Raw genomic sequence first — 12,411 nt, 5'->3', positions numbered from 1 at the left:
ATTAGTATGACTCAAGTAAAAGAGAACAACACAGTAAAAGTAAATTACACAGGAAAATTAGCTGATGGACAAATTTTTGATAGTTCTGAAGGTAAAGAACCTTTAGAAATTACTTTAGGACAAGGACAGTTAATCCCTGGTTTTGAAAAGGGTTTAATTGATATGAAATTAAATGAGAAAAAAACGATTACCATAGCTAAAGATGAGGCTTATGGAGATGTAAATACTACCTTAATTCAGGAAGTAGATAAAGAACAATTACCACAAGATATGGCTCCAGAAGTTGGAATGGGTTTAGTATCTAAATCTCCAGATGGACAAGAAATTAATTTATTGGTTGTGGAGGTAAAAGATAAAACGATTGTGGTTGATGGGAATCATCCATTAGCAGGTAAAGACCTTGTTTTTGATTTAGAAGTTTTAGAAATTAAATAATACTTTTAATTTTTTTATAATTAGCCTGACAGTTTTTTAAAAATTGTCAGGCTATTTTGTTTTAAGTGAATTTATTTAAAGCAATATCAACAGTAGATATTTAAAACTCTTAAATTCCTATATTTTAAATGAATATTGCTTTTAATTGAGATAAACCATTTCTTTTTCTAGATTTTATAGTTCCTAAAGGAATGTTATATTCTTCTGAAATTTCTTTTTGAGTAAAACCTTCAAAATATAATAAGTTTAAAATATTTCTAACTTTAGGTTCTAAGTTATCTACAATTTTATCTAAACCAATTGTATTGGTTGTAGCTTCTGAATCTGAATAAGAAATGAACTTATTGGCAAATTTGTCTGCACTTATGTTTTTTAAAGATTTTTTTGAAAATTTAGATCTTGTATAATCAATAGCAGAATTTCTTGCAATATTTAAAACCCAAGTAAAAAAGCGCCCTTTTTTAGAAGAATAATTAGTAGCATTGTTCCAAACTTTTAAGAAAACATCTTGTGTTAATTCGCTTGCAACATCTTTATTTTTAACAATTTTTAAAATAATACCATACACACTATCAGAATACATGTTGTGTAATTCTTCGAAAGCCTTTTCTTCTTTATTTTGAAACTTCTCTATAAGTGTCTCTAAGTTTGTCATAAAATCATTTTATTTTGTTCAACAAATATAATTTATGGTTGAACTCAAAAATGAACTCAATTGACTTAGACTTTAACTTTAATAAAAATTTTCTGTATCAAAAAAAAGCAATTCTATTAAAAGATTCTAATTGACATTTAAGGTTCTGTATTGAGTTAAAATTATAAAAGCTAGTAATCATTTGATTACTAGCTTTTATAATTATTTAATAGATATTAATAATTTATTAATGAGCAATTACAATCCTTTTTGATTCATTTAAACCAGCATCATTTTTAAATTTTATAAAATAAGTTCCGTTTGAAAGTTGCGCTATATTTAGTTTAAATTCATTTGTATTATTTTTTAATTCTTGATTGATGATTAATCTGCCCTCTAAACTATACACACGTAAACTATTGATATTTACTTTGCTTTTAATGATCAAGAAATCTTTAGTGGGAACAGGATACATTTCAATATTTTGAACATCAAATTTTGTGGTTGATAATGCTACTGCTTCTCCAAAAAACTCTACTTCTGTAATATTCGTCCATTGACTTTTTCTAGAATTTCCATCAGCATTAAAACGTCCAAAAGAAATTAATTTTACGAAACGTGCATTTGCTGATATTTGATATTGATCATAAGTTTCACGAGTTCCTGTAGATGTTGTAATGGCTAAATCTCCAGAAGTTGGTATAATCTTAGTAAAATCTGCTGCATCAGTTCCTGTTGTAGAAACCCAAAATTGAATTCCATAAGGATCAGATTTATCATCAGTAGCAATTTGAATTAAATCTAATTGGTATTCTTTGCTTAAATCGAAAATAACAAATTCTCCATCACCTTTAAAATCTCCACTTAAAATAGCTCCATCATCAGCTGTCCATTGAGTATTGATGTCTTTATCTAAAGTATTTGTTGCAAAATTGGTTTTTCCATTAGTGTCTTCTTGCTTTGAATAAGAATCGACTGAAACTGGATCTCCAGCATCACCTGTATTTATAAGTTTATATAAATCTGTAATGTCTAAACCTTCTTGTGTTATAGTAAGTGTTTTAACAATATCATCTCCACCAGCAATTTGAGAAAAAGTTACAGAACCAGTTCTTGGGTTTGTGGTTTCATTTTTAGTTACAGAAATAGTAACAGTTGCATCATTAGTTCCAGAAGCTGTATTGATAGAAATCCAAGTATCATTAGAAACAGCAATCCAACTTACGTTTGCAGCTACAGTAATATCATAACTATCTGCATCCGAAGAAAGTGTTGGTAAACTGCTTACATTTAAAGTTTCGCCAACTTGAATAGAGCAATTAGTAGCTGTAATATTTGCTCCTAAACTATTTAAAAAACAAGCACCAATTCCACTACCAACCATAGCATCTGTTATTGGCTTGTAAGTACCTAAATCTGCGCCTTTTCCTGCAGCTCCAGTGATTGTAAATATTTCATCATCTGGAGTAAGTGTAATTCCATTATTTTCAGAGAAACCTGCGTTTGTAACCCCTAAACTAGCCCCTTTAAAAACATTACCAGTATAGATTAAAGAAGTTCCTAAATTGGTGTAAGAATTGGGAGTATCACCAGAAATAACGTCTGTACTATTGGCATTGCCAGCATCAAAATAAATTAAATTATTTGAAACTGTACCAGTTACATTATTCGAACCTTTATCTGTATTATAAAATAAAGGAGCATTTGTGTTGATGATTGTATTGTTAGAAAGTGTAATATTTAAAGCTTTTTGATAACCATTTGAAACACTTGTAGAGTTACAATTTACATCAGCATTATCTCCACCACCTATAAAAGTAATTCCATTATTCCATTTAGCTTGGTCTAAAACAGTAATACAATCTTGAATATAATTATTGGTAATGGTGTGATTGCTATCTGTAATTCTAATTCCTCCAGTTCCATCTACATTTTCGCCTAAAAAATAATTGCCTTCAACAGTTGCATTCGATCCATGACGTAAAACCAAAGAACCTCTAGACCTTCTAAATGTGTTGTTTATATACTTGTTATTTTTACTTTTATTGGTAATAATTTCATTCTCTCCATCTGCTTCCACAAAATAATTATTGCTAATAGTTGTATTGCTATTTACATTTTGAAACTCACTTGTTCCTACACGAATTGTTTCACTATCTCCTGCATTGGTAAGTGTTTCATCTATTTTAGCATATTTATAAAAATAATTATTACTAATGGTATGACTAACTGTTGCACAACGTGTATTTGTAGCACCATCATCTGGAGTTGCATTGTATTCTAACTCTACTAAAACCAAAGCTCCAGCACTTGGTTTGTTCATAAAACTACAATTAATTACTGTATTATTTGTTCCATATAAAACAATCCATCTATGTTTTACACTAGTGCCAGTTTCTAAATCATCTGGATCAACTTGTAAACCATCAATTGCACAATTTTTAATTTTACTATAATTTGAGTAGGTATAACCATCTCTAAACTCAATAAAATTGCTTGCGCCAAAACCACCTTTCCAATGAAAACCATCAATAATAAGATAATCTCCACCAATACTCATTTTTAAACCACCTGTAAATTTTACACCTCCAGGAGTTTGTGGTCTAAAAGTAATTGGTAAAGCAGCTGTGCCAGAAGTACCAGCTTTAAATTTTATTCTTGCATCAGAATCATAAACACCATCTTGCAGAATAACAACATCTCCAGGGTTTAACGTTAAATCAGAAAGTGATTCAGGATCTGTAATATTGTATGTTTCTTGAGCAATTATACATTGAAAAACAAACAAAAAAACTAAGATTAAATAGGATTCTATTATTTTGTGATTTTTATAATAAGGTGTAAGAGAAGTAATTGTTGTTTCCATAAAATTGATTTTTTATAATTAAACATGATATTTATTTTGGTTACCCAGATTGGTTAACCAATTTATTTTTATAAATGCACTATAAATTTTAATATGATTTTAAAAAAAAATAAAAATTTTTGTTATTTCTAAAATTGATTTTTGCGCTGAAAATAAAACTTCAGAATTTGATGCATTAATAATTTTTTATTGGTGAGTATTTTTAAATATATTTTTATTTGAAGAACTAGCTAAAATTAAAAAAAAACTAAAATTACAACTGTCAATAATTATTCCTTAGAAATGCATTTTCTAATTTTTAGATAGATACAACTGTATGTTAAAGTCTATCTTATAAAGTTTTCCATTTCTTATATTTGTGCAAAACCAAACTTTAAAATCATCATTTATATGAAGAAAATTCTTTTTATTGTATTGTTATTTTCAATAACGTTATCTGCTCAAAAAACAGATTTATCTTATTATTTGCCAGCAAATACAAATTATAACGAAAACATACCAACTCCAGCATCTGTAATTGGTCATGAAGTAGGTGAGTGGCATATTACACATGATAAGTTAGTGGAATATATGAAAGTTTTGGCAGCTTCTTCAGATAGAATTTCCATAGAAAATAGAGGTAAAACGTACGAAGGAAGACCTTTATTATTATTGACAATTACTTCTCCAGAAAATCATAAAAATTTAGATAATATTCGTGAAAAACATATAGAAGCTACCAATAATAATTCTGTTGATGTTTCAAAAAATCCAATTGTTGTTTACCAAGGATTTTCGATTCATGGTAATGAGCCAAGTGGCTCTAATGCAGCTTTGGCAGTTGCCTATTATTTAGCTGCAGCAGATAATATAGATGATTTATTAAACAATACTGTTATCCTTTTTGATCCTTCTTTAAATCCTGATGGTTTACAACGTTTTGCTTATTGGGCAAATACAAACAGAAGTAAAAACATCAATCCAGATTCTAATGATAGAGAATATTCTGAGATTTGGCCAAGAGGAAGAACCAATCATTATCAATTTGACATGAATAGAGATTGGTTGCCAGTTCAATTACCAGAAAGTACTGCAAGAATTGCAAGTTTTCATAAATGGTTGCCTAACATTTTAACAGATCATCATGAAATGGGTAGCAATTCTAGCTTCTTTTTTCAGCCAGGAATTCCAAGTAGAACAAATCCTTCTACACCACAAATGAACCAAGATTTAACCAAAAAAATTGCAACTTATCATGCAAAAGCGTTAGACAAAATTGGCTCTATGTATTATTCAGAAGAAAGTTTCGATGACTTTTATTATGGAAAAGGATCTACATTTCCAGACATTAATGGAAGTATTGGTATTTTGTTTGAACAAGCAAGTTCTAGAGGACATGCACAAGAAACTGAAAACGGAATCTTAACGTTTCCATTTACTATTAGAAATCAATTTACTGCAGCCTTATCTACTTTAGAAGCTGCAAAAAGTATGAGAGTAAAAATCTTACAATTTCAGCAAGATTTTTATGAAGAATCTAGAAATACTGGCTCTAATAAAGCGATTGTTTTTGGTGATGAAAAAGACGCTGCTAAAAGTTTTCATTTGGCAGAAGTAATGAAAAAGCAACATATTAAAATTCATGAAGTAAAAGAAGATTTTACTGAAAATGGAAAAACCTTTAAAAAAGGTTATAGTTATATAGTTCCTATGAATCAGAAAAACCAACGTTTGGTAAAAGCGATGTTTGAAGTTAGAACAAAGTTTAAAGATAGTTTGTTTTATGACGTTTCTGCTTGGACTTTCAACCATTCTTTTGGAGTTGATTTTGCAGAAAATGTATCAATTTCAAAAGCAGGAAATGAAATCACAGATTTAAAAATGAATGCAGGAAATGTTTCTTTTAAAAGTGATTATGGTTATTTAATGCCTTGGAATGAATTTTACGCTCCAAAAGCTTTAAATACAATTTTGCAAAAAGGTTTGCGTGCAAAAGTGTCTATGAAAAACTTTAAAAATGGTGGGAATTCTTACGATTATGGAACCATTTTTATTCCTGTGCAAAACCAAGAATTAAATGCAGCAGAATTGTATCAATTTTTGAACACAGTTGCAGCTGAAAGTCACGTTAAAATTGCTGGTGTTACAACTGGTTTAAATGATGGAATTGATTTAGGTTCAAATAATTTTTCATCTATTACCAAACCAAAAGTAGCGATGTTAGTTGGAGATGGAGTTACAGGAAACGATTCTGGAGAAATTTGGCATTTGTTCGATCAACGTTTTGATATGCATTTAACACGTTTAGATACGCGTGATTTTAATAGAATGAACATTGCAAAATATACCCACATTATAATTCCAAGTAGTAGATTAGAAAAAACTGCTGTAGAAAAATTAAAAACTTGGGTACAAAATGGAGGAATTATTGTTGGGTATAAAAATACTGCAAGTTGGTTGGCAAGTAATAAAATGATTAGTTTAAATTTTGAGAGCCGAAAAAGAGATTCAGTTAAAAATGTTTCTTTTGAAAACCGTTCTTTACAATCTGGAGCACAAGTTATTGGAGGCGCAATTTTTGAAGCAAAGGTTGATAGATCTCACCCTGTAAACTTCGGTTATAAAAATGATAAATTGGCTTTGTTTAGAAACTCTACCATGTTTATTACTGCTGATAAAAACAGTTATAACAATCCAATTCAATATACTGCAAAGCCATTATTAAGTGGATATATATCTAAAGAAAATGCAAAAATAATTCCGAATACTGTTCCTTTTAAAGCACAACGTTTTGGAAGAGGTAGAGTGATTGTTTTTACTGATAATACCAACTTTAGAGCTTTTTGGTTCGGAACTAATAAGTTATTAATGAATACTATTTTCTTTGGCGATAAAATGTAGATTTTTCAGTGGGCAGTTTTTCAGTCCTCAGTTGGCAGTCAATAAGCTGATTGAAAATTATTAATATAAAACGAGACCTCACAGGTTTTTAAAACCTGTGAGGTCTTTTTATTATTAAGAAAATGTCACTTCGAGTGATTTTGATTTTTTTATCAAAATTGTATCGAGAAGTTTTTAAAACTCTAAAAACTTATAAATTTTTTTGCCATTAATTCCTGAGTTTTTAATTCGTGAATTGATGGCATTTTTTCTGTAACAAAATTAGATGTAATTCGTCTTATTGATAACTAACCCATATATACATGAGTATTTTTAGAGTATTTTTTGCCATCTTTTTTCCACCACTTTCTGTGATCGACAAAGGTTGTGGTTCTTTTATAATTATATTTTTGCTAACGCTTTGTGGCTGGATTCCTGGTATTATTGGAGCTTTGGTGATTTTGAATAATCCAAAGAATTAAGAAATCTCCTCTCCATTTTTAGCGCTTTTATTCGCTTGTAATAAAACTACATTTCCATCAGTATTATAAATACCTAAAACCAAACATTCGCTCATAAAATTGGCAATTTGTCTTGGTTTAAAGTTGATGATTGCACTAACCTGTTTATTTAGCAAATCTTCTTTCGTATATAAATCTGTAATTTGTGCACTCGATTTTTTAATCCCTAAAACACCAAAATCAATTTTAAGTTGATATGCAGGTTTTCTGGCTTTTGGAAAGTCGTTTACTTCAATAATGGTTCCTATTCTGATATCAACTTTTAAAAAATCTTCGAAGGTTATTGCTGGTTTCATTGATTGTGTAATTATAAATTTAATTGGGATAAAAATGACTTCGACAAGCTCAGTCTTGCATTTGTAGTTTTAACTGTAATTGTTACTTTAGAACTGTATTTGTTGTATTAAAAAATCACACTATTTTAAACTTCCAAATTCCAACTTCCAACTTCCAACTTGTTACTTCTTTTTCCCTAATTTCTGTATCACCCAAAGTGGGCCAATTAATAAAAATTCTAAATCTTTTAAGAACGATGGTTTTGCGCCTTCCACTTTATGACCATAAAATTGACCAATCCAGGCCAACACAAAAATGGCAAGGGAAACATAGAGCAAATTAAAATTATTACCAATCCAAAAATTAAGAATGATACAAAGCAGCATCACAAAAAGCATTTCAACAAAATGCCAAAAGCCTAATTTTAAATAAAAGAAAGAAATAAGTACGCCAACAACAGCAGCCCAATTTTCTAACAAAGGATTATACAAACCAAAAGTATCTCTTAAAAAAGTAGCAGGAATACTCATTAACAGACCAATTACACTAAAAAAAATAAGCGGAACACAAATATAGTGGATAGCTTGGTTCGTTTCATTTTGATGACTTAGAGCATATTCATCAAAGTATTCTTGGGCAGTTTTCATGTTCTTTAAATTGAAATTTAAAGATAGTAATTTTAAGAAAGAAATATAAAATTTAAAGCTAATTTATTCCGCTGTTAATTTTTTGTACGCCTTTTTAGCATTAGAGTTTTCAGGATTTATAGCTAATGTTTTTTGATAATAAACGATAGCGTTTGTAGTATCTTTTTTAGCTAAATAACCATCACCCAAAGCATCATACACATTAGAACTTTTTGGATATAATGCTTTGTTTATATTAAAAATTTCAATGGCATTGTCATATTCTTTATTTCGTAAATAATTATAGCCTAATTTATTTAAAGTACGTTCTTTAATCGTAGGATTTAAAGAATCTTTTAGTTGAATATTCAAATACCCAGTCAATGCTTTTTCATATTCTTTGGCTTTAAAATATTCATCTGGTGTTTTTTCACCTTTAGCCATTTTATCAAAACGATATATAATTCCATCATGTTCTGTTTTGGGAGCCAGTTCAATATGCATTGTTGGATTGCTCACAAAAATCATTTTTTCATTCAATTCTTTCATGTAGAATGAGCTGTCACTTACTTTTAACAACTCAATATTATCATTTCCACGCCATTTTGCATGCATTTCTGCCTCCTCAAAATAAATTTCTAAAACTTCATTAGCGTTAAATAAATATCTGCCAGAAGTTGCATTGATAAAATCTTCCGTATTTTTTTGTGAAGTACAACTGCTTATTAGAATGCATAAAATTAAAAGGTAGCTTAGTTTTTTCATGGTTGATGTTTAATAGATTCTCTATTTTAGACGACCAATTTAGTCGTTTTGTTACAGAAAATGTAAAGTTTTTTAAAATATGAATGCTCATCTACTTTATGATTTCGTAGAAATTCCATAATAAATTTTTAAGAAAATAATTTATTAAAAAATGGTTTTCTCTTTTCTGTGAGATGCTTTCAACATGATAAACTGTGAGGAGTTTGTTTTAATTCCGCTTTTTTAACGCTCAATTCCCACTCACTTTGTCATTTCGTAGAAATCCCACATCAAGCTTTTAGGATACAATTTTTACTCTTGTGTGAGATGCTTTCAGCAAGACAAACTGTGAGGAATACAATTAACTAAATAAAAAACCTTAGCTCTTAAAACTATTCCACAATTTCATAATCGATATCTAATTTACGCAAAGCTCTTAAACCAGAACCTTTGCTTTTATCATTTAATTCGATGTCTACAACATCACCTTCTAACAAAATTTCGGTGAATTCATTTGCTAAAGAATCACTAACATTTACAGAAATTTCAGCAATGCATTTGGCAATGGCTCTTTTATCGGGTCTTTGAGCATCACAAGAAAGTAAGTTTATATACATGGTTTTGGTTTAGGCTTGTAAGATAGGTGAATTGGAATAATTTAGAATGCTATGTTGATTATTTTGCTTTAACTATGCTAGAAAACTATTGACTAGATTTAACGACGCATTTATTTTGTTTTTAGCTGAGTTCTTTGTTGGGCACTTTTATTTTGTTTATTCCAAGTAGTACTTTTTTAACTTTGTAGTAATTTTTGTTCATAGTACTGTCTAAGTTAGTCTGGAATTACTGAAAATAATTTGATACCAATTTCGTTTACTTTTTTCAGTTCTAATAAAACTTTGTCTAATTGAGTTCCAGTTTTATTATGTTTTTTAAATAAATGTTGTCTTAACCGATCTTTTATAAATTTTGATTTTCTTTGTCCAATATATTTTAATTCCCATTCTTTTTTGTTTTTTTTCTCGTATAAGAATTCCATAAATATTGGATTTAACTTCCGATTTATTAATTATGTTTTTAATCAGTCCAAAGTCAATTTTTTCATTTTTTGAAACTTCAAAAACTTTGTTATTGTCTATAAAATAATTTTCTATTTTTTTATATTGAAAAACTAAAGAATCTTCTATTTTAATTACATAAATTTTAAGAAAGTAAAGTATTATTAAACATTTCTAAAAGATGCCAAATTAAAAATAAAATCATTCCTGTTATGAAAAATAAGTTTTGGGATTTAGATAATTTCATTGCCGTTTTTGAATTAAATTTAATAGCTTCCATTGTTCCTTTAGCAGCTAATTCTTGTTTTATACTATCTTTTCCTATTTCAGGATGATTTCCTTCAAGAATAGCTAAATAAGTATCATTTGCGAAAAGTGTACTTATGATATACTTCATAAAACTTAAACCACAATAAACACTATACCCCCAAGATAATATTGCTAATCCAGCAGGGATTTGATAAAAATTTAAACTTTCCTCATTAGTTTGGTTTACTACAAATCCAATTGATGCAACTGATAAAGCTATTACATAATAGACATATTTTTCTTGTTTTTGCCTGAATTGTTTTTGTAATTCAAATCTTTCGTTCATACGATTTTGATTTTAATTGTGTCCAACATGTTTATATAAACACTTTAATTCCTCATATCCTTACCAATCAAAAGCATATACTTACTTTTTACTTTTATAAAATCAATAAGAAACACCTCCATAGCAAATAAGAAGAATTTAAGAATCATAAATATACCAAAATTCAAAATCAATTCTAAAAACACTTATGCTAAACTTATCAACAGCAAATGCAAAACTTCCTAAAATAAATAGACATCGTATTTGAAAACGGTATAAAAATCTAATAATCAAAAAGATATGTTCATCATGAACAGTTGAAAATAATGCAAGAACCAAAACCATCCACCTAAAAACGCATAAAAAAAGTATTTTTGGTAGCTGATATTAAAATCGAAAAAAAAATATACAAAAATGGCAAAGACATTATTTGATAAAGTTTGGGATTCTCACGTAGTTCGTAGCATAAAAGACGGACCAGATGTGTTTTTTATAGACCGTCATTTTATTCACGAAGTTACAAGTCCTGTTGCTTTTTTAGGATTAGAAAGCAGAAATAACGCTGTATTATATCCAGAACGCACATTTGCAACAGCAGATCATAATACGCCAACCATCAATCAGCATTTGCCTGTAGAAGACCCATTGTCTGCAAATCAGTTAAATGCTTTAGAAAGTAATGCTAAAAAGCACGGAATTTCACATTGGGGTTTAGGTGATAAAAACAACGGAATTGTACATGTTGTTGGTCCAGAAAACGGAATTACATTGCCTGGAGCAACAATTGTTTGTGGAGATTCTCACACATCAACTCATGGTGCTTTTGGTGCAATTGCATTCGGAATTGGAACTAGTGAAGTAGAAATGGTATTGTCTACACAATGTATTATGCAACCAAAACCTAAAAAAATGCGTATTAACGTAGTTGGTAAATTAGGTTTGGGAGTTACTCCAAAAGATGTTGCTTTATACATTATAGCAAAACAAACTACTTCTGGAGCTACTGGTTATTTTGTAGAATATGCAGGTGAAGTTTTCGAAGACATGTCTATGGAAGGTAGAATGACAGTGTGTAATTTATCGATAGAAATGGGTGCAAGAGGAGGAATGATTGCTCCAGATGCAAAAACTTTCGAATATTTAAAAGGACGTTCTCAAACGCCAACAGGAGATGCTTGGGACAAAGCCATGAATTATTGGCAAACTTTATATACAGAAGAGGATGCTGTTTTTGATCAGGAATTTACTTATCAAGCTTCAGATATTGAACCAATGATTACTTATGGAACCAATCCAGGAATGGGAATGGGGGTTACAAAATCGATTCCGATTGCAGAAAGTTTAAAAGGTGGTGTAGAAACCTACAAAAAATCGTTAGGTTATATGTCTTTTAATGAAGGCGATTCTATGATTGGCAAACCGATTGATTTTGTGTTTTTAGGTTCTTGTACAAATGGTAGAATTGAAGATTTTAGAGGTTTTTGTTCTATTGTAGAAGGAAGACAAAAAGCAGCACATGTTACAGCTTGGTTAGTGCCAGGATCTCATAAAGTGGTAGATCAAATTAAAGAAGAAGGTTTAGATAAAATTATTACAGACGCAGGTTTTGTGTTAAGAGAACCAGGTTGCTCTGCTTGTTTGGCTATGAATGATGATAAAATTCCAGCAGGAAAATTATCGGTTTCAACATCTAACAGAAATTTTGAAGGAAGACAAGGTCCAGGTTCTAGAACTTTATTGGCAAGTCCTTTAGTAGCAGCAGCTTCTGCAGTTCAAGGAGTTGTTACAGATCCTAGGACGCTTCTTGTATAGTTTGCA

The 12,411-nt window shown here is 29.6% G+C and carries 12 protein-coding genes; 4 read left to right on the top strand and 8 right to left on the bottom strand.

Going from position 1 to position 12,411, the window contains the following annotated elements; all coding sequences use genetic code 11:
- The first annotated feature begins 6 nt into the window (after positions 1–6).
- The gene (locus LPB03_RS04295) at positions 7–435 is read left to right on the top strand and encodes an FKBP-type peptidyl-prolyl cis-trans isomerase (RefSeq protein WP_065319109.1); all 429 of its coding nucleotides are present in this window, start codon (positions 7–9) and stop codon (positions 433–435) included.
- 124 nt (positions 436–559) lie between these two features.
- On the opposite strand, the gene LPB03_RS04290 is transcribed toward LPB03_RS04295, so the two are convergent.
- Together LPB03_RS04290 and LPB03_RS04285 are read right to left on the bottom strand one after the other, a co-directional pair.
- Positions 560–1,090: an RNA polymerase sigma factor gene (locus tag LPB03_RS04290; RefSeq protein WP_065319110.1), complete on the bottom strand. Its 531-nt coding sequence runs from the start codon at positions 1,088–1,090 to the stop codon at positions 560–562.
- Between the two features lie 226 nt (positions 1,091–1,316).
- Positions 1,317–3,935 (bottom strand): chondroitinase-B domain-containing protein, encoded by a 2,619-nt coding sequence (locus LPB03_RS04285; RefSeq protein ID WP_065319111.1) that lies wholly within the window; start codon positions 3,933–3,935, stop codon positions 1,317–1,319.
- A gap of 390 nt (positions 3,936–4,325) precedes the next feature.
- Here LPB03_RS04285 and LPB03_RS04280 point away from each other — a divergent pair, with 390 nt between their 5' ends.
- Together LPB03_RS04280 and LPB03_RS16500 are read left to right on the top strand one after the other, a co-directional pair.
- On the top strand, positions 4,326–6,815 hold the full coding sequence (locus tag LPB03_RS04280) for a M14 family zinc carboxypeptidase (protein ID WP_065319112.1): 2,490 nt from the start codon (positions 4,326–4,328) through the stop codon (positions 6,813–6,815).
- 302 nt (positions 6,816–7,117) lie between these two features.
- Entirely contained in the window at positions 7,118–7,276 is a 159-nt protein-coding gene (locus LPB03_RS16500) for a YqaE/Pmp3 family membrane protein (protein ID WP_083187132.1), read from the top strand.
- On the opposite strand, the gene LPB03_RS04275 is transcribed toward LPB03_RS16500, so the two are convergent.
- The 6 genes from LPB03_RS04275 to LPB03_RS04250 all read right to left on the bottom strand — a co-directional run bounded on the left by LPB03_RS04275 (position 7,273) and on the right by LPB03_RS04250 (position 10,614).
- Positions 7,273–7,611: a tRNA-binding protein gene (locus LPB03_RS04275; protein WP_065319113.1), complete on the bottom strand. Its 339-nt coding sequence runs from the start codon at positions 7,609–7,611 to the stop codon at positions 7,273–7,275. The genes LPB03_RS16500 and LPB03_RS04275 overlap by 4 nt on opposite strands.
- 162 nt (positions 7,612–7,773) lie before the next feature.
- Complete coding sequence (locus LPB03_RS04270; protein ID WP_065319114.1) at positions 7,774–8,238, bottom strand: Mpo1 family 2-hydroxy fatty acid dioxygenase; 465 nt, start codon at positions 8,236–8,238, stop codon at positions 7,774–7,776.
- 63 nt (positions 8,239–8,301) lie between these two features.
- Positions 8,302–8,982: a tetratricopeptide repeat protein gene (locus LPB03_RS04265; RefSeq protein WP_065319115.1), complete on the bottom strand. Its 681-nt coding sequence runs from the start codon at positions 8,980–8,982 to the stop codon at positions 8,302–8,304.
- 371 nt (positions 8,983–9,353) lie between these two features.
- Positions 9,354–9,578 (bottom strand): hypothetical protein, encoded by a 225-nt coding sequence (locus LPB03_RS04260; RefSeq protein ID WP_065319116.1) that lies wholly within the window; start codon positions 9,576–9,578, stop codon positions 9,354–9,356.
- A 215-nt stretch (positions 9,579–9,793) separates the two neighbouring features.
- Positions 9,794–10,000 carry a hypothetical protein gene (locus LPB03_RS04255; protein ID WP_065319117.1) on the bottom strand — a complete coding sequence of 69 codons (207 nt, stop codon included), beginning with the start codon at positions 9,998–10,000 and terminating at the stop codon, positions 9,794–9,796.
- 164 nt (positions 10,001–10,164) lie between these two features.
- The gene (locus LPB03_RS04250; RefSeq protein ID WP_065319118.1) at positions 10,165–10,614 is read right to left on the bottom strand and encodes a hypothetical protein; all 450 of its coding nucleotides are present in this window, start codon (positions 10,612–10,614) and stop codon (positions 10,165–10,167) included.
- Positions 10,615–11,007: 393 nt separating this feature from the next.
- Here LPB03_RS04250 and leuC point away from each other — a divergent pair, with 393 nt between their 5' ends.
- On the top strand, positions 11,008–12,405 hold the full coding sequence (leuC, locus tag LPB03_RS04240; RefSeq protein ID WP_065319120.1) for a 3-isopropylmalate dehydratase large subunit: 1,398 nt from the start codon (positions 11,008–11,010) through the stop codon (positions 12,403–12,405).
- The last annotated feature ends 6 nt before the right edge of the window (positions 12,406–12,411 follow it).

This window comes from Polaribacter vadi, from assembly GCF_001761365.1.
Classification (GTDB): domain Bacteria; phylum Bacteroidota; class Bacteroidia; order Flavobacteriales; family Flavobacteriaceae; genus Polaribacter; species Polaribacter vadi.
This window is presented reverse-complemented; position numbering and strand designations above follow the sequence as displayed.

Excerpts from the sequence above, each read along its gene's own strand:
- LPB03_RS04295 (WP_065319109.1), top strand. The coding sequence starts at position 7 with ATGACTCAAGTAAAAGAGAACAACACAGTAAAAGTAAATTACACAGGA.
- LPB03_RS04290 (WP_065319110.1), bottom strand. The coding sequence starts at position 1,090 with ATGACAAACTTAGAGACACTTATAGAGAAGTTTCAAAATAAAGAAGAA.
- LPB03_RS04285 (WP_065319111.1), bottom strand. The coding sequence starts at position 3,935 with ATGGAAACAACAATTACTTCTCTTACACCTTATTATAAAAATCACAAA.
- LPB03_RS04280 (WP_065319112.1), top strand. The coding sequence starts at position 4,326 with ATGAAGAAAATTCTTTTTATTGTATTGTTATTTTCAATAACGTTATCT.
- LPB03_RS16500 (WP_083187132.1), top strand. The coding sequence starts at position 7,118 with ATGAGTATTTTTAGAGTATTTTTTGCCATCTTTTTTCCACCACTTTCT.
- LPB03_RS04275 (WP_065319113.1), bottom strand. The coding sequence starts at position 7,611 with ATGAAACCAGCAATAACCTTCGAAGATTTTTTAAAAGTTGATATCAGA.
- LPB03_RS04270 (WP_065319114.1), bottom strand. The coding sequence starts at position 8,238 with ATGAAAACTGCCCAAGAATACTTTGATGAATATGCTCTAAGTCATCAA.
- LPB03_RS04265 (WP_065319115.1), bottom strand. The coding sequence starts at position 8,982 with ATGAAAAAACTAAGCTACCTTTTAATTTTATGCATTCTAATAAGCAGT.
- LPB03_RS04260 (WP_065319116.1), bottom strand. The coding sequence starts at position 9,578 with ATGTATATAAACTTACTTTCTTGTGATGCTCAAAGACCCGATAAAAGA.
- LPB03_RS04255 (WP_065319117.1), bottom strand. The coding sequence starts at position 10,000 with ATGGAATTCTTATACGAGAAAAAAAACAAAAAAGAATGGGAATTAAAA.
- LPB03_RS04250 (WP_065319118.1), bottom strand. The coding sequence starts at position 10,614 with ATGAACGAAAGATTTGAATTACAAAAACAATTCAGGCAAAAACAAGAA.
- leuC (WP_065319120.1), top strand. The coding sequence starts at position 11,008 with ATGGCAAAGACATTATTTGATAAAGTTTGGGATTCTCACGTAGTTCGT.